General features: G+C 36.5%; 18 protein-coding genes. 1 reads left to right on the plus strand and 17 read right to left on the minus strand.

Translation table 11 applies throughout. From position 1 onward, the window contains the following. A complete protein-coding gene (locus tag CG11_RS26685; protein ID WP_052599962.1) occupies positions 1-3,870 on the minus strand; it encodes a trifunctional MMPL family transporter/lysophospholipid acyltransferase/class I SAM-dependent methyltransferase in 3,870 nt (1,289 codons plus the stop codon). A 424-nt stretch (positions 3,871-4,294) separates the two neighbouring features. Here CG11_RS26685 and CG11_RS26690 point away from each other — a divergent pair, with 424 nt between their 5' ends. Next, complete coding sequence (locus tag CG11_RS26690) at positions 4,295-4,696, plus strand: multidrug efflux SMR transporter (RefSeq protein WP_156039934.1); 402 nt, start codon at positions 4,295-4,297, stop codon at positions 4,694-4,696. A 47-nt stretch (positions 4,697-4,743) separates the two neighbouring features. On the opposite strand, the gene CG11_RS30695 is transcribed toward CG11_RS26690, so the two are convergent. The 16 genes from CG11_RS30695 to CG11_RS26770 form a co-directional block, all read right to left on the minus strand. Next, positions 4,744-5,136: a DUF2062 domain-containing protein gene (locus CG11_RS30695; RefSeq protein WP_197043993.1), complete on the minus strand. Its 393-nt coding sequence runs from the start codon at positions 5,134-5,136 to the stop codon at positions 4,744-4,746. A gap of 20 nt (positions 5,137-5,156) precedes the next feature. Continuing rightward, positions 5,157-5,966, minus strand: a complete 810-nt coding sequence (locus tag CG11_RS26700) for a glycosyltransferase family 2 protein (RefSeq protein WP_052599964.1) — start codon at positions 5,964-5,966, stop codon at positions 5,157-5,159. Then, positions 5,967-6,329, minus strand: coding sequence for a hypothetical protein (locus CG11_RS26705; protein ID WP_052599965.1), 363 nt, complete (start codon positions 6,327-6,329; stop codon positions 5,967-5,969). It abuts the gene before it with no gap. Positions 6,330-6,512: 183 nt separating this feature from the next. After that, positions 6,513-7,160 carry a hypothetical protein gene (locus tag CG11_RS26710; protein WP_052599966.1) on the minus strand — a complete coding sequence of 216 codons (648 nt, stop codon included), beginning with the start codon at positions 7,158-7,160 and terminating at the stop codon, positions 6,513-6,515. Next, a complete protein-coding gene (locus CG11_RS26715; protein WP_052599967.1) occupies positions 7,123-7,755 on the minus strand; it encodes an outer membrane lipoprotein carrier protein LolA in 633 nt (210 codons plus the stop codon). Before CG11_RS26715 ends, CG11_RS26710 begins: the two co-directional genes overlap by 38 nt. Next, positions 7,752-8,558, minus strand: a complete 807-nt coding sequence (locus CG11_RS26720; protein WP_052599968.1) for a polysaccharide deacetylase family protein — start codon at positions 8,556-8,558, stop codon at positions 7,752-7,754. The genes CG11_RS26715 and CG11_RS26720 overlap by 4 nt, the downstream gene beginning before the upstream one ends. 1 nt (position 8,559) lies before the next feature. Further along, the gene (locus CG11_RS26725) at positions 8,560-9,564 is read right to left on the minus strand and encodes a beta-ketoacyl synthase chain length factor (RefSeq protein ID WP_052599969.1); all 1,005 of its coding nucleotides are present in this window, start codon (positions 9,562-9,564) and stop codon (positions 8,560-8,562) included. Positions 9,565-9,591: 27 nt separating this feature from the next. Then, positions 9,592-10,800, minus strand: coding sequence for a beta-ketoacyl synthase (locus tag CG11_RS26730; RefSeq protein WP_052599970.1), 1,209 nt, complete (start codon positions 10,798-10,800; stop codon positions 9,592-9,594). A gap of 13 nt (positions 10,801-10,813) precedes the next feature. Continuing rightward, positions 10,814-11,074 (minus strand): phosphopantetheine-binding protein, encoded by a 261-nt coding sequence (locus CG11_RS26735; protein WP_052599971.1) that lies wholly within the window; start codon positions 11,072-11,074, stop codon positions 10,814-10,816. A 119-nt stretch (positions 11,075-11,193) separates the two neighbouring features. Then, positions 11,194-11,757, minus strand: a complete 564-nt coding sequence (locus CG11_RS26740) for a beta-ketoacyl synthase N-terminal-like domain-containing protein (protein WP_052599972.1) — start codon at positions 11,755-11,757, stop codon at positions 11,194-11,196. Positions 11,758-11,763: 6 nt separating this feature from the next. Then, the gene (locus CG11_RS26745; protein ID WP_052599973.1) at positions 11,764-12,930 is read right to left on the minus strand and encodes a beta-ketoacyl synthase; all 1,167 of its coding nucleotides are present in this window, start codon (positions 12,928-12,930) and stop codon (positions 11,764-11,766) included. A 46-nt stretch (positions 12,931-12,976) separates the two neighbouring features. Then, positions 12,977-13,435, minus strand: coding sequence for a thioesterase family protein (locus CG11_RS26750; protein ID WP_063833226.1), 459 nt, complete (start codon positions 13,433-13,435; stop codon positions 12,977-12,979). Positions 13,436-13,437: 2 nt separating this feature from the next. Then, the gene (locus tag CG11_RS26755; RefSeq protein ID WP_063833227.1) at positions 13,438-13,896 is read right to left on the minus strand and encodes a hypothetical protein; all 459 of its coding nucleotides are present in this window, start codon (positions 13,894-13,896) and stop codon (positions 13,438-13,440) included. Further along, the gene (locus tag CG11_RS26760) at positions 13,889-14,836 is read right to left on the minus strand and encodes a hypothetical protein (protein ID WP_052599974.1); all 948 of its coding nucleotides are present in this window, start codon (positions 14,834-14,836) and stop codon (positions 13,889-13,891) included. Before CG11_RS26760 ends, CG11_RS26755 begins: the two co-directional genes overlap by 8 nt. Positions 14,837-14,842: 6 nt before the next feature. Beyond that, positions 14,843-15,109, minus strand: coding sequence for an acyl carrier protein (locus tag CG11_RS26765; RefSeq protein ID WP_052599975.1), 267 nt, complete (start codon positions 15,107-15,109; stop codon positions 14,843-14,845). A 1-nt stretch (position 15,110) separates the two neighbouring features. Beyond that, positions 15,111-16,337, minus strand: a complete 1,227-nt coding sequence (locus tag CG11_RS26770; RefSeq protein ID WP_052599976.1) for a beta-ketoacyl synthase — start codon at positions 16,335-16,337, stop codon at positions 15,111-15,113.

Consider the following 16,337-nt stretch of genomic DNA (forward strand, 5'->3'; position numbering starts at 1 on the left):
TTATGCGTTTTGACTGGTTTGGTTGGGAATGTTTCTAATAACAAAGATGATATTGGATGTTTTTTGCGTTAAGTCCAATCGCTCGACATCCAATCCATAATCCTGCGCAATCACTTCAATGTCTTTACCTGATAAGAATGACAACGTTTCACTTTGCGTCTTGTTAAAACCAAAAATTTGTGTGGAAAACTTCTCAGTCCAAACAGTCCCCTCGTGTCGATCGGCTAAGTCAGAATCACCATCTCTTATAATCAACAAACCATTTTCATTAAGGTTGTCTAAACAATTTCTAATGAGTCTGTTTTGAGCTTCTTTGGGAATGTAGTGCAACATATCACTAATTATAAAAACATCGCTAGGCTCTAAAACATAGCGGGTGGCATCTGCTGCGGTAAACTGTATGTTTTTATTCTTTAAAAAGGATTGATTAGCGACAAGAATCTTTTCAGCGTCATAGTCAATGCCATGTATAATCCTATCCGAAGAGAGGAGATGAAGCATATAACTCATCATGCCATAGCCACAACCAATGTCTGTAATTTTAGCTTTTAAAGGCAGTAATTGATGAAATGGTTGGTATTTGTCTTCCAAGCGAACTTTAATTCTAGTATACCACTCTAAAACAGGTCCTTTGTAAATGTAATTTTTTATCAATCTGTCTTCAAAAAAATCAACGGTTTCGGTGGCAGTTTTGATCTTAGAATATTCGGTTTTAAAATATTTACTGATGGATTTGGTACGTTGAGAATAATTAGTTCCCCAACTCAAGTCAACAGGAGAAATTCTATCTAAGAATTTCATAGTGACAGTAGTACCGTGAACCAAAAAGTCATTTTTCCGAATACAATCTCCTGTTCCATGGAAAATAATAGGAAGGATATCCAAGTTGAGTTGTTCCGCAATATAAAAGGCTCCTTTTTTGAAGCGACTAATTTTGCCTGTTTTGGAGCGGGTACCTTCTGGGAAAACCATGATAGAATAGCCATTATTAACCAAGCCTTGTAGGTGCTGAATGCTATTTTCTGCGCCTGCATCGGAAGGATAAAAATCAGCAAAACGAATGACACGCCCAAAAATAGGGGAATTCCAAACCCAATTATTAGTCATTATAATAATCTTGGGATGCAACATCAAAACCATCATAATATCTAAGAACGATTGATGGTTGGCAATAATTAATGCTGGGCGATTGAGTTGTAATTTCTTACGATCAATATAGACTTTTTTTACATTAAACATCAGATGAATTAGAGATGCTGATAAGAGTCTAATGAGGCGGTGTAAAATGTACTTTTTATGCTCTTTCTGAAAGGGAGTTATTGTGAATACAAAGGTCAAAATAGTCAGTACTAAACAACCAGAAAGAAAGTGTGTATAAGCTACTATGGTGGAAACAAGACTTAGTAAGGTGTAAGGAGGTAAACCTTTCTTTTTTCGATTAATAATTAAGAAACCAAAAATTAAAGGCTGAATAGTAAAGGTGATAATTAGAATAGAAAGAATGCCAATAATAGACAAACTAGCGATAGAAAACAAAGCAGGATGTTGGGCAAAAATCATAACCCCCATACCACACATAGTGGTTAGGGCTGACAAGATGATAGAAGTTTTATAAGCGGGAAGAATGCGCTCTCCATACTTGTATTCATGCAGCAAACCTTTGGTAACAAAAATACTGTAGTCAACGCCTAAGCCGAAAATAAAGGTACAAATGATGATGTTGACAACATTAAATTTTAAGCCTAATAATGCCATCAAACCTAAAGTCCATTCCCAACTTAGTAAAATGGGGAAAATAGTTAATAGGGCTAATTCTATGCGTCCAAAAGCAATTAATAAGATAACAAAAACGATAATAAAAGACCAATTGACCAACAAACCAAAGTCTGTCTGAAGTGATTGAGCAAATTGGTCGGCAATAAATTGTTTGTCAAATATGGTAATGCCAGTCGTTTTTTCAAACAAAGGATAAACAGTCGCTTTTTGAGCATCGTCCAATTTGACAATGGAAATAAAAGAATATTGACCATTCTTGATGGTACTATATTCACTTAATACTAAGTCTTGAATTGCACGAAGCTCTTCCCAGTGAACAGGTTGGAAATCTTTTTCTAACAAAGAAACAAAAGCATCGAATGTATTGGGTTTAAATTTAAGAGATTCTCCTTGTTTTTGTAAAGCATCTTTTAACCCATTGATTCGCTCTGAAGTCCAAAAACGGTTCCATTGTGCAATTTTTTGAGCTTGTGCTTCTTGAGAAAGGATAAATTTACTAACCGAGGTATAGTTTTGAATGATGCCTGTTTGTTTTAACTTTTCCAACGTTGCCGTTGCTGCCTCGTTGCGTTGAAGTGCCGTTTCTAGACTTTCGGCAGAAGAAACAACATAGCTGCTTTTTAGTGCCTCGCCACCCATTTTTTGTAAATTTAGGTCGGCTGTTTTTAATGCTGGAGTCATGAAGTTGATATTATTCATATCTTCCTCAAATTGAACCTTATTATAAAAGAATAGAAGGGCAATTGTGGCAATTAATACCAGCCATCTTATTCCTTTATTGTTGTGAATTGGATAGGCAGCTAATTGATCTAAAAATGTTTTTTGGGGAACCGTTTGCGTTGTCTTTTGGGGCAAGAAATGTGGCAAAACTAGTAAAGCAAAAATAGCAGAAGAGAAAACGGCCACCGCTGCAAAAATTCCCAAATCTCGCATGGCTTCAGAGGACATATACAAGAGGCATAAAAACGCACTACTCGTTGTCAAACTGCTCATGATAGTTGGCGTAGAAATATCCCGAATGGTTTTTTCTACGGAGCCATCGGCTCGAAAGTGAGCAAATACGTGCAAGGAAAAATCAACGGTAACACCCAATAAAACCGCCCCTACGCCCAAAGAAATGGCAGAAATACTTTCTTTGTAGAGCACCAACGCTGCCATGCCCAAAGCTGCCCCTAAAACGACAGGAATAAAAATTAAAATAGGTATGGATAAGCGTTTGAAAAATAGGGTAATAAATAAAATTAAAGCAATCAATGCTGCCCCTACAGTATAGCTAATATCTGTTTTAATTTGTTGGGCATTGGCAACCGAAACGGCGATACTACCAAAGTACTCTGCCTCATATCTATTTTCAAAGGCTGCCTGTGTTGAACTAATTTTTTGATCAATTTCTTTTAGTAATAACTCATTAGCGCCTGTGGCTCCCGCATTCGTTTTAGGTGTTACAAAAAACAATAAGTGTTTTTTGTCCTGTGTCATAATGCGGCTATTGTACAAGGTATAGTTGCCATCAATTTGGAAATCCTGCAAGTTGCGGAGAGGAATACTAGCGAGTCCTAAAGGATCTTTTAGAACATTTTTTTTCATGACAAAACCAGTTGGAGAAATTAAGGTTTTGTAAACCGATTTTAGTGCTTTTTGTATTCCAGTAGAATCTAATCGACTTTCTAAATCTTTATAATCCCCTTGATCCAAAAACAAAGGAAGATGCTGATAGAATAGGTCATATAATTCTGTAATAGCACCGTCAGAAAGTGTATATCTAATCTCCTGAATTTTATTAGAGTCTAATGTCTCTATCGAAGCAACAAGACTGTCAGCGAAACTAGTTAAAGCTTCGGCATCCGCTTCTTGAGTAGTGTCGGAAAGAGAAAGATGGAAGATTAGATTATCAGAAAACTTAGTATTTTGATAGGCTTCATTAACCTTTTGAATATTGGCATCTAAAGGGATTACCTTAGAGATGTCTTCGTTTAAGTGAAGACGTGTTCCTATTAGTCCTAAGGCAATAGTCAATAAAACAAAAACTAAGGCAACTAAAAGAAATTTATGTTTTTGAAAATAATGATATAGAAAAAGGAAAATTGCATCCATTAGTGGGGCATTAGAAAGTATTTCTGTATTAGATTATTTAATGTGCAAAAATACAATTTATTGCAGCTTAAACCAAACATTGATAGGAATAGAAAGAATGAGGAGAGTTGAATGAAATGAGATTTGTCTTTTGATATTTTGAAGTTTTTGTTTCATTTTAGTTGTTGTCTCTGAGTTTTGTATGTAAGTTTTTTCTTTAAAGTTATTTATGAATTTGTTTTATTTTAATAATATGAAACAATATTTTGTTTTGAAGTTTTTGGGAGAAACAGAGAGTGCTGTTTTAATTGATGCTAGAGTAGCTTTTATGTTGCTTGTCAAGAGAATAAGAAGTTATTTTTTTCTCTAGTCTAGATAAAATGATGGATGTAGTTTGAGGATTGATTTTTAGGGGGAAGAAATTGCTTGTCCGACAACTATGAAAATGGACTTTGGTGAAACTTCAATTTTTCATCTTTCTAAATTCATTATTGATTCACCTCAAAAAATTATTATCATGGCTTATTTATTTTTGACAGCAGCTATTTTATGTGATGTAGGGGCTACATTTGCTTTAAAAGCGAGTGATGAATTCAAGGAATTATTTCCTTCTTTCCTAGTAGTTGCTGGCTATATCGGGGCATTTTATTTTATGACGCTTGCACTGCGAAATTTGACTTTGGGAACAGTTTATGCAACTTGGTCGGGTATAGGAATCATACTGGTTGCACTGGTTGGTTTTGCATTTTATAAGGAAAAGTTAGATTGGATTGCTATTGTAGGAATGTTATTAATTGTTGCAGGTGTTGTTTGCATGAATCTTCTTTCTGAAACCAATACGCAGTAAATTTTTTTGTCTAAAATCAATCACGTGTCACGCAGCACGTGCAACGTTTAACGGGATGCGTTTCGTTTATATAGAACCAAGTAAGTGGCAAGACCAATTATAAAAGCCGCTACAAATGATAAAACAATAGCCCCAACAGTATACTGGTAGATATTGGTTTGAATGACGTCCAAATCCCCCATTTTATCTAAGCTAAGATCGCCATGATTACCGCCCCAAACCAAGGCACCTGTCCAAAAACTAGCATATAAGATAAACGGAATCATTGGAGGGATACTAATATTAGCTGCAAAAAAGACAATAGGAACATTGAGCCGAAATAAAGCAGCAGTAGGCAAGGCTATTGCTAGTTGAAAGCCCCATAGGGGGAATATTCCCCAAAAAATACCATAGGCAACAGAGACTGCTTTTTTTTGAGGTGTTTCGTCTACTTTAAAAATCTGTTCGTGAAGGACTTGTCTTAAGCTTTTTTTTTTAGATTTCTAACAATCATTCTTGGTCTAAACCAAAAGAATGCTGCCAAACACAGAAATGTATTTAAAACTGAAATTCTAAAGAAATCTCTAAATGGTCTAAAGTGGGTAATGCGTTCTTCGGCAGGTGGGTAATAAACGTCAATAGGCACACAAAATAAATCCATGCCTTCCCATGCCGCCCGAACCAAGACTTCAACTTCAAATTCATAGCGTCCCGTAACAAACCACAAGTTTTCAAGTGCTTTGATTGGATACAGACGATACCCAGATTGTGTATCTTTTAGACGAATACCTGTTTCTACCCACAGCCAAAAGCTTGAAAATTTATTACCAAAACTACTCTTGGTAGGAACATTTTCTTGTCCCATATTTCGGGAACCAACAACTAATGCATTGGGATTGTTGGTTAACGCATCAACAAAAGTTGGTATATCTTTGGCGTAATGCTGACCGTCTGAATCTAATGTGATGGCATAGTCATAGCCTTTTTCAATGGCATATTTGAAGGCTCTACGCATCGCAATTCCCTTTCCTGCATTGGGTTGATACGAAAGTTGCATGATAGTAGGGTAGCGCTCCAAAATTGCTGCTGTACCATCTGTAGACCCATCGTTCACTACTAATAAATGAGAAATATGATGTTGTTGGTCTAATTCCAAAGTCGTATATTCTTTAACGGCATTAATGACCTCCTCTAGCTTTTGAGCATTATTATAAGTAGGAATAATAACACAGCATTTTAGCTGTTGTAAGCGATCTGCACAGTTATTTTTTGTTGTTTTGGAGGCTTCCATTTAAGCTAATATTCCTTTAAATTTGAAAAAAAGTGTTTCTCCTTCTTGGATAGAAGCATTAACCTTTAAGGAACCGTCTTCATTTGTATTAAACTTGATTTTTACTTCCAACAAAGGGTTTTTATTAGGGATAATCGGGATTAAAAATTTAGCTTGACTCGCCTTTTTTAAACGCACTTTTTGCCCTAAGGCGGTCGTTGTCAATTCAGCCAAAATTTGCATCATACATACTCCAGGGACAACTGGTTGGTGAGGAAAATGCCCCTTATAAATAGCGTGTTCTACATTCAAGTTAATTTGACTGTGAATGGTGTTTTCTATAACTTCTTGATGGTTAGTTGTAAAAAAATCTCCTTGTAGCATTGACGTTAATTTTTAGTTTATTCGTCTTCTAATTGACTGTGTTTGTTGGCAGACTAAGTAATCGTTCAAAAAAATAACAAGTACCACGCAGTAGCAGCGCAGCTAAAACAGCCTTCTTTTTGCTATTACATGTTTGGGGTAGATAATATTCTACAAAAGTACAAATAATTGCAGAATTAAAGCTTAATGTTTTAACAAAGTCAATTTCATATTTAAAGGCATCTTATGGTGTTGGATGTGAATAGAGCGTGGAATGTTGGCAATATACTTGGATAAGAAAATACTAACGGCTCTATTCTGATGTATTTCAGTGATTTTATGTTTTCTTTCTTGAACGAAGAAATGTTTTTTTTGATTGAATGTTGTTTTGAATATGGTTTGTTTTTTAGGAAACTTCCCTTTTTCAAATTGAGTCGCTTGACTTCCCAAAATACCTCTAGTTAAAAGCATTTCCATGTCTTGTTCAATAATTTTCAGGAATATTTTTAGTTTCATCTGCTCCATGGTCTTGTGTACGATAAAACCATTTTCACCAAATTCAAAGTCGAATAACGTCATACCAAACTTAGTCATGAAAATTGTTCTATAATTTCCCTCAGAAAGTTGCTTGAGTGCTAATAAACCACCTTGTTGAAATTTGTCGCCATAACTCAACGTTGTTTTAAATAGGAACGATTTAAAATTATCTTTAAAAATAGGTTTGAAATTATCACTAGAAAGCACCGTTTGGCTGCCCTTAGAAAGCGGGAGTAAATGCTTGGGAGTAGTACAACTTGTAAAAAATAGGCACCAACTAATGAATGCTAAAAGTTTGCTCAGGGATATTTGCATTGTTTTTTTTGTTCTTGAATTTCATTAAAGTATAATCACCTGATTGTTCGACCATTTTTACTTGTTCTACAGAGTAATCCTTCTTAGAAAAATAGATATTGATGTTTTTCATAAACTCCTGTACTTTCTTTTGTTTGGGAGTCATGATGACCAAATAAGCCGTGTTACTTTCTTTAAATTCATATTGATAATCTTCCTCATTAACAAGCAAATCCCCTTGTATACTTCCGATCATCATTTCATTAATTTTTTGAAATGTTTTATTACCAGAAAGATCATAAGAACTCACTTTCCCCTCGTCCTTTATAGAAACCTTGCCATCCTTGAGAATGATCAAATATTCCAATGGTTCGGTGTATTCCCAACGTAGCTTATTGTTGGCTTTATAAAATAATTTACCATGAGATTCAATATCTTCTGAAAGGACATCTATGTGTTTGGTCTGTACAAAATCACTTTGCAAACTATTGGTAGAAGCAGCAATGGAGTGCAATTTTTGTTGAAATGCTTTGCTGTCTTTCATGGGTTTGAATGTTTGAGCAAAGCTACTGGTATACGCTAAAAAAGCAATTAGAAAAAGTGTATATCGAATCATATAGATGGTTTGTTTTGATATGCTTGTAATTGTAAAAGTTGGTCTAAACCAACAACGGTATATCCTTCTTTCAAAAGATATTCCAAAAACAAAGGCAAGAACCTTGGTAGAAATTCTAAGTGATCGTGAAAAAGAATGACATCGCCTTTTTTAAGCTTTTTTTGTACTCGAATTAGTAGTCGTTGCTCGTCTTTAATCACAGTATCTAAAGAACGTAACGTCCATCCGATTGTTTTGTGTTTGACTTGGCCTAATGCTTTAGCAATATTAGGAGTCGTAATGCCATAAGGTGGTCTAAAAAATAAAGGCTTTTTTCCAATGTGTTGCTCAATAATGGTGTCGGTATCCAAAATTTCTTGCACGACTTTTTTGCTAGAGAAAAAATCAAAAAAATTAGAATGCGAAAAGCTGTGATTACCAACAAGGTGTCCTTCTGCATCCATTCTTTTTAATACATCAATTTGTTCTTCTGATGATAAGTTTTTGCCGATACAGAAAAATGTGGCAGAAACTTGATACTGTTGAAGTATATCTAAGACCAAATTACTCTGAACGGGGTTTAAAACACCATCGTCAAAGGTAATGGCAATTTCTTTTTTGCTCAAATCTACCGCTTGGCAATAAGCTGGAAGGTGAAAGTTACTAGCAATTTGGGTTGTTCCAAAATAGGCAATGGTAAATCCTGTTAAAAAGATTATCAAATAAACCCACCAAGCAGAATTCAAAAATGCAGCTATTCCAAACAAGCTCAATACGCCAAGAAGTACCGTGTTGAATCGTAAGTATTTAGGAAAAGGTCCCATTTTATGCACTTACTTTTGATAATAGGATAATAGAATGATTAATATCTTGGTGATTGTTGTAAATCAAAATATGTTTTGGGGCTTTTTTGTGAATACCTAATGCTGTTTTTGTTGGTAAGTCTCCTTTGAGGACTTGGGCACCAACCGCCATTGCAAATGCAGTACTGGTAGGATATTCTCCACACAATGTTTTATACTGACTATAGTCTGCTGTTGGAAATAATTCTTTTTCTATAGCAAGTGTCTTATTTCCTGTAAGGACAACATCAATGGCTTCTAAAGGAATATTAGCTTCTTGAAGTGTGTGCTGAATACTTTGTTGTACGGCAGTTTTGTCTTTGGGGCGATATAGCATGTTTACTCCTGCTACTTTGGCATAAGTATTTGGAGTAGGTTGGTCAGACAGAATAAAGCAAGCAGCACCTTCCCCCATTACCCGAACACCGGCTTTGGCACATTCTAAGCGTTCTAGTAAGATACCAAGTTTTTCGGTTTGTTCATCAATGCCGTTGACCAAAATATTATTGGCTTTATTATCATAAAATAAGAGCATGGCGTCTATCAAAGCAGATTCAAAAGAAACATTGCCTTGGACATAAGACATATTGTAACAATTGTTGTGGTGCAACAAGGCAATTTGTCCAGCAACGGTGTTGTGAGTAGATTGGACAAAAGCGGTTGGTGTCAAATAAGCCTCTTTATTTTCTATGATGGTCTCTAAAAATTTTTCGGTGTCTTTAACACAGCCCCAAGCTGTTCCAGAAATAATGGCGTCCAAAGAAGGATTGTTGGCATCGTCTAAAGCTTTGTGTGCAGTGGCTAATCCCATCCGAACAATACGACTCATTCTACGAAGCAATTTTTTTTGTATAAACTCTTTGTAGTTGGGTTCTTGACAAGTAAAAAAAGCGCCCTGTGGAGGTGCAATAGTTGCTCCCATTGGTTGATAAAATGTCTCTTGCGGAGAAATATTGCTAAGACCATTGATGTAAATATTCTTTTTCATAGTGCAATTTTGCCAAAAGTAATGGGATTATTGGTAGGCTTTGAAAACCAATGAAGAGGTGTTGCCTCCAAAACCAAAAGAATTGGATAAAATGTAGTTTAATTCTTGATTTTCGAGCAGTTCTGTTTCAGGGATCATTGTTCCTCCTAAAGCCTCGATGGGGGTTTCGAACCTCAAGTTAGGGTAAATGATTTTATGTTGTAAGGCTAAAACAGACAATACTGCTTCTACGCCCCCAGAAGCCCCTAAAGTATGCCCTGTAAAGGCTTTTGTAGAACTAAACTTAGGCATATTCTTACCAAAAAGCCGCTGCATAGCAATGCCTTCAGACAAGTCATTATTAGGCGTCCCTGTTCCATGAACATTAACATAGTCAATTTGACTAGGCTCTATCTGTGCAACATCTAAGGCTCCTTTCATGGCTAAAAAGGCGCCTGTTCCATCAGGAGAAGAGGCTGTTTGATGGTAAGCGTCATTGCTATTGGCATAACCAACTAGTTCGCCTAAAATATGGGCTTCTTTGGCAATGCCTTCAGCTTCCAAAACAATAAAACCAGCTCCTTCCCCTAAATTTAATCCACGTCGATTTTCATCAAAAGGTTGACTATAGGCTTCATCCAATATCTGTAAAACATTAAAACCATTGACAGTAAATTTTGTCAAGGCATCTACTCCCCCAACAATAGCACGATCCAATAAACCATGTTTAATCATTCGAGCTCCAAGCATGATGGTATTGGCAGCAGAAGAACAGGCGGTACTAATCGTAGACACCATTCCTGTTGCACCCAAACTGTCTGCAATTCGCTCCGTACTTTCGGCACATTCGTGCGTTAGCATCGTTTGGACATCTCCAGCTTGTTCATCTTCCATGAAATCCGCATAGAAGTGCTCTGTTTTATCCATTCCACCGACTGTATTACCAGAAAAAACGCCCGTTCTACCATCGCCCAAAACGGGACTTCCAGCCGAACGCCAAGCCTCCTGTGCGGCAATAATTCCTAACAAACTTGTTCTCGTAATACGTGTTTGAGGATCTATATTGGCCAATGCGCAAAGCTGTTGATTATCATACTTGACTTCACACAGAGGAAGTTTGCCTTTGTGTACTGTTTGCAAATATTGAATTTCTCCAACACCTGAACTGGCAGATTTGATGTTCGATAATGTTTCAGAGGTATTTTTGCCAATGGCAGAAATAATCCCGATTCCAGTTATAAAAATGCGCTTAGCCATTAATTAAATCCTTTTAATTTTGGTGTTGTAAAATATACTCAGCCATTGTATTTAATGAGTGAAAGATTTTTTTTCCTTCGTCTTGGTTTTTGATTTTGATGCCATATTCCTTATCTAAAAGTACAATTAGTTCTAAAGCATCAATAGAATCTAAGCCCAATTCTCCATTGGCATCAAAAAGCATCTCATTAGGGTCAATTTCATCTGGTTCTACATCCTCTAGATTCAATTGTTTAATAATTTGAACTTTTAGTTTTTCGATTAACTCTTCCATTTTCTAAAATTTTATTATTGTAAGAACCAATATCTTACATTTGGTTTTTTGTTATTTCTATTCTGTTATTTATTGACTCCAAACAGCTTTTTAAAAAAGTGCAAAAGCTTATTAAAGGGCTATTCATTTACAAGGTACAAGATAGCGTGATAATCTTCATCTGTATAATCTACCCAGCCTGTTAAACATATTTTAGCCGTTTCGGTTTGTAACATATCTTGGCTGTATTCTAGTAGCATTTCCTTATCAAACTGGTTGCTAACAAAAAAAACAGATTCTCCTTTTATATTGTATTTGATGCAAATTTCACCCACCATGATATTGGGTAAGGTGTATACAAAAACAGCAGGACTAGGAAAATAGTTATCTCTATCTTTTATAGAGTCGGTGTATTTAGAATCTGTGTGTAAGGTAGAATTAGAATTGGCCATGACTACTCCGATTTCTTCGGGAGCGTATCCATCCAATTGTCCATCCTTTAGTAAAAAATGTGCTGCTACAAAGGCTAGTTTGCACAAACGATCCATTTTATGAAACTTAGGATAGTTTAATTCAAATTCCTTATAAGCTCCTTTTATAAATTTAGGAAATGGGAGGGCTGTATTTTCATAAATAACCCGCCCATTTATGTTAATTGTTCCTGCTTTTATTTCACAGCAAGGATAGGTTGTTGTTTGTTTCATGGCGTGTTAAGTTGATGATTTTGAAAAAATCATAGCAGCATTACAACCACCAAAACCAGACGCTGTTTTAAGGCATTTTTGTAAAGGCTTGGAGCTTGTTTTCTCAATGACATTTATTTTCTTTGGAACACCTAGTTCTTCAAATCCTAGAGAACGATAGAGTAAATTATCTTTCAAAGATTGAATGGCTACAATGCTTTCAATAAGCCCCGCAGCACCCAAGGTATGTCCAATATAGCCTTTTAGGCTGTTTAGAGGAACTTCTTGCAAATTGGCTAATGCAATTGCTTTTGATTCCATTTCATCGTTATAAGGAGTAGCCGTTCCGTGCATAGACATATAGTCAATTTCTTCTTTAGGACAATGGGCATCCTTTAGTGCCTTATTAATGGCAATAAACAAACCATCTCCTGTTCTTGATGGTCCTGAAATATGGTTGGCATCGTTGGACGAAGCACCACCGTCTATGGTAATAACTTCGTTCTGATGGGCTGGTTTATTGGTACTTAGCACTACCGTTCCAATCCCTTCTCCTAGATTGATACCTATCCGATTTTTGTCATAAGGTTTGCAGGGCGCATTGCTCATTGCCTTGAAAGATTGAAACCCAGATAAAGTAAATTCTGAAATTAAATCACCACCTGTAACAACGATGTTCTTGTATTTCTTTTTTCTTAATAATCGTTTGGCAACATCCATGGCTAAAACACCTGAAATGCAAGCATTACAAACAACCAACGGCGTATTAGGATTCTTAAAATAAAGCTGAACTTGTTTTGCTAAGCTTCCCAGCTGCACCCTTTCTTTAGGAAATTTTCCTCTGTTTTTATGCTCTAGCAAATCAATATTGCCTTTAGTAGAAGCCACAATAATTAATGTATCTTCTGCCGTCAAATCTACAGAAACATTGGACGTCGCATCTAAGATAGATAGCAAAAACAATTGCTCTAATTTAGAATACTGTGTTGCGGATTGAAGCTGTTGAGCTGCCTTTGTTGCTAAAATATCCTCTTGTATTTTAGAAATCCAAACAGGAGTAGGATAAATAGAAGGGTCATGGTGGCAGGTTACGCCCGTTTGTTCAGCAACAATTTTCTCCCAGTTGGCTTTTGTTGTAAACCCCAAGGAAGAAATAATATTGTCAGCAATAATATAGATAGGTGTTTTTTTCATTTAGTATACTTAGTGACAGTTTGATTCCAAGAGTAGAGGGTTGTTTTTAAAGCAATCCCCACTTTTGTTTCCACTCTTCATAAAATGTAGGAACAGCCAAATACAATTCCCGATTTTCGTCTAAAAATACCTGTGTTGTTTCCCCTGTAGCAGAGAGCGCACCATCACTTTTGCGATAAATTTTATAATCAAAGAAAAGCTTTGCAGCAGGAGTGTCAATAAATGTTGTTTCGATAATAGCCGTATCGCCATATTCCAATGGATTCATGTGTTCACAGCGCATGCTTACAATAGGAATTAGGAAGTTATTATTTTTAACATCTAAATACGTGATACCGTATTTTTTGCCCCAAGCTTCTCGACCATCTTCAAAAAAACGAACATAGTGTCCATGCCATACAACAGCCATAGAATCTACTTCGCTAAATTTAATAGGTTGCTCAAAAGTATGTTGAAGTGTTTTTCCTGTAATACGTCTTCGTTTGCCTCTCCGAATGGTTTTCATAGTTATGCTTGTTCCGTGTCTGCAATGAAAATTTTCATTTGGCATTTAGCCATTACTTGATCCCCTACTTTAGAAACGCCATTAATTAAAGTGAAATTCATGATCTCATGTTCGATTTCTATTTCAGTAACTAACTGGTCTCCAATTTTAGGAAGCTGCTCAATAGTTAGATTTTTAATTGCCCCAATAAACCCAACAGGAGGCTTCTCCCCTGCTAGACTAGACAAATAACCAACTTGTGCAGCAGCAGTTTGGGCAATATTTTCTGATAAGCCTGATGCTTGAAAAAGACCTTCTTCGCAAAAGACATTATCCTCCTTAATTGTTAAGGCAGTAACCGCTTTTTGCGCATCAACTGCTAGGATGGTGTCAATCATTGCCATTGGCGGTTTTTGAGGAATCATCTGAAGAACCGAATCGCCAGTAACTAAAGGCACTGTGGGGGAATTTGTATTATCCATTACTTGCTTGCTTTTTTTTTGTGTTATTGCGTTTTCGTCTAGAAGAAGTTTGGGTAGGTGTGTCAGGGACAGCCCAAAAATCATAAAAATTGTACCATTGATATGGGTATAATCGAATTTTTTCTTCTACACTAGTTGCAAAGTATTGAGCGGCATCTTGTACGGATGTGGAATCCCTAAATGGTGGTGTGGAGTAAAAGTGATAATGACTAACCGTTTCCTTAAAGGCAAAAACAATGGTATAAGGTACCTTCATTCGCGTAATCAGCTGAAATGGTCCAGCTGGCAAATGAGCCTTTTCGCCAAAGAAATCGACGACTACTGTTTCTGCACCAGGCAAAAAACGATCTCCGTGCATACAAAGAATTTCACCATTCCTTAAAGCAGTACCCATTTTGATAATATGAGAAAAATCATCTCCAATACCAATAATATTTGCTGCTTGTTTGACTTGAATGCGATCTAGGAATGCTTTGATTTTTTGATGCTCTGCTTCCAACATGACGATGTTAACACGTGCATGATTTCCCACACTATCTTCCAACATACTACCAGCCATTGACCAATTTCCTCCATGGCAACTGATTAGTACGCCTCCGTTGCCTTCTTCGGCAATGGTTTGCAAATGCTCAATCCCATCAAAGTAGTATGTAAACTTATGATTCTGCCCAGCCAATACTGCTGTACGATCAATTAAGGCTTGTCCAAAAGAAAAATAGGTTCTATAAACAGCCCATGCACTAGGTAATCTTCCTTTTTTTAGACGTTTTCTAAAGAAAGAATAAATTGCCTTGGTAGAGGTTGGAGCAAATAGAACGAAATAGAATGAGACAAAGACTAAGAGCAGATAAGCCGCTCGAAGCCCCAGATTTTTTAAGATAAAAACGAAAATTTTATATCCTAATAGCCCACCCCTAGTTTTTCCTTTCCAAGAAGCCATATTTCTTTACGATGCGTTTTCTTGTGTAAATTTGTGCAAATGAGTTTCAATCATAGTGTAAAAGTCCTCAAAGGTATCAACACCTTTGAAATCTTCTGCTGTTAATTTGAAACCAAAGTGATTTTGTATCACTACAACCAAATCTACGTAATCTAAACTGTCTAAATCTAATGTTTCGTGTAAGTTTTCATCCAAAATGATGTCATCAGGATCAACCTCAAATTCGTCAATCAAAAAACGATTTGTGGTCTCAATTATCTTTGCTCTTTCCATTTTATTGTTTGAATTTTCTGATGATTAATGATGAATTAGTACCTCCAAACCCAAAAGAATTGGATAAGAATGTATCTATATCATGGTTTATTGTTGTTGTTGCCAAATTAAGAGGTTTAGCTTCTTCGGCTACATTTTCTAAGTTGATATTAGGTGCAATAAAAGAGTTTTGCATCATAAGCAAGCTATAAACAATTTCACTTGCTCCAGCCATCCAGCATTCGTGTCCTGTCATAGATTTGGTAGAACTTACATAAGGGCAGTTATCGCCTCCAAACACAGAACTAATTGCCATTGCTTCGTGCTTATCTCCTAGAGGTGTAGATGTTGCATGGGCATTAATATAGTCAATATCAGAAGGGGCAACATTAGCTTGATCCAATGCCATTCTAAGAGAACGAGCGGGTCCCTCTACACTAGGTTGAGAGATATGCAGTCCATTAGAAGAGAAGCCATATCCGATTACTTCCGCCAAAATAGTTGCACCTCGTGCAATAGCAGACTCATAACTTTCTAAAATGACAGTGGCACCACCCCCACTAGGAACTAATCCGTCTCTACCAGCATCAAAAGGTCTAGAAGCCTTGGTAGGATCATCCATTTGCACAGAAAAAGCCCCTAAGCCATCAAAACTACCCATTGCATTGGCATTGACTTCTTGTGCACCACCACAGACAACCATACTTTGCAAACCTTGTTTGATGAACATATATCCCAATCCAATAGCATGGGAACCACTGGCACAAGCAGCACTAATGGTAAAATTGATGCCTTTGAGCCTGAATATCGTAGACAGGTTCATATTGATAGTTGAGTTCATGGATTTGAAAATATTGCCAGATCCCATCAAGGTAGTATCTTTGACTTCTCGCAACTTATCAATTCCCTCTATTACTGATTGAGCGGTACTATCGTTACCATACAAAAGACCAATAATATGACTATCTAAAAAAGCATCATCAATACCTGCCATTTGTAAAGCCTCTATTGTTGCCATATAAGCGTAACGACTTTCCTGTCCCATTCCCACACGCATTCTACGCTTCAGCATTTTCTTTAGATTAGGCTCAGGTAAGATTCCTGTCAAAGCAGAGCGATAGCCCATTTCTGTACGAATGGGATCAATACCGATGCCAGATTTGCCTGCATACAGTGAATTCTTTACCTCTTCTAAGTTAGCACCTAAACAAGAGTAAATTCCCATTCCTGTTATTACAACTCTATTCAT

The sequence above is a fragment of the Aureispira sp. CCB-QB1 genome, assembly GCF_000724545.1.
Classification (GTDB): Bacteria; Bacteroidota; Bacteroidia; order Chitinophagales; family Saprospiraceae; genus Aureispira.

Excerpts from the sequence above, each read along its gene's own strand:
- CG11_RS26720 (WP_052599968.1), bottom strand. The coding sequence starts at position 8,558 with ATGGGACCTTTTCCTAAATACTTACGATTCAACACGGTACTTCTTGGC.
- CG11_RS26700 (WP_052599964.1), bottom strand. The coding sequence starts at position 5,966 with ATGGAAGCCTCCAAAACAACAAAAAATAACTGTGCAGATCGCTTACAA.
- CG11_RS26750 (WP_063833226.1), bottom strand. The coding sequence starts at position 13,435 with ATGAAAACCATTCGGAGAGGCAAACGAAGACGTATTACAGGAAAAACA.
- CG11_RS26770 (WP_052599976.1), bottom strand. The coding sequence starts at position 16,337 with ATGAATAGAGTTGTAATAACAGGAATGGGAATTTACTCTTGTTTAGGT.
- CG11_RS26725 (WP_052599969.1), bottom strand. The coding sequence starts at position 9,564 with ATGAAAAAGAATATTTACATCAATGGTCTTAGCAATATTTCTCCGCAA.
- CG11_RS26745 (WP_052599973.1), bottom strand. The coding sequence starts at position 12,930 with ATGAAAAAAACACCTATCTATATTATTGCTGACAATATTATTTCTTCC.
- CG11_RS26710 (WP_052599966.1), bottom strand. The coding sequence starts at position 7,160 with ATGCAAATATCCCTGAGCAAACTTTTAGCATTCATTAGTTGGTGCCTA.
- CG11_RS26765 (WP_052599975.1), bottom strand. The coding sequence starts at position 15,109 with ATGGAAAGAGCAAAGATAATTGAGACCACAAATCGTTTTTTGATTGAC.
- CG11_RS26735 (WP_052599971.1), bottom strand. The coding sequence starts at position 11,074 with ATGGAAGAGTTAATCGAAAAACTAAAAGTTCAAATTATTAAACAATTG.
- CG11_RS26705 (WP_052599965.1), bottom strand. The coding sequence starts at position 6,329 with ATGCTACAAGGAGATTTTTTTACAACTAACCATCAAGAAGTTATAGAA.
- CG11_RS26690 (WP_156039934.1), top strand. The coding sequence starts at position 4,295 with ATGGACTTTGGTGAAACTTCAATTTTTCATCTTTCTAAATTCATTATT.
- CG11_RS26755 (WP_063833227.1), bottom strand. The coding sequence starts at position 13,896 with ATGGATAATACAAATTCCCCCACAGTGCCTTTAGTTACTGGCGATTCG.
- CG11_RS26740 (WP_052599972.1), bottom strand. The coding sequence starts at position 11,757 with ATGAAACAAACAACAACCTATCCTTGCTGTGAAATAAAAGCAGGAACA.
- CG11_RS26685 (WP_052599962.1), bottom strand. The coding sequence starts at position 3,870 with ATGGATGCAATTTTCCTTTTTCTATATCATTATTTTCAAAAACATAAA.
- CG11_RS26760 (WP_052599974.1), bottom strand. The coding sequence starts at position 14,836 with ATGGCTTCTTGGAAAGGAAAAACTAGGGGTGGGCTATTAGGATATAAA.
- CG11_RS26715 (WP_052599967.1), bottom strand. The coding sequence starts at position 7,755 with ATGATTCGATATACACTTTTTCTAATTGCTTTTTTAGCGTATACCAGT.
- CG11_RS26730 (WP_052599970.1), bottom strand. The coding sequence starts at position 10,800 with ATGGCTAAGCGCATTTTTATAACTGGAATCGGGATTATTTCTGCCATT.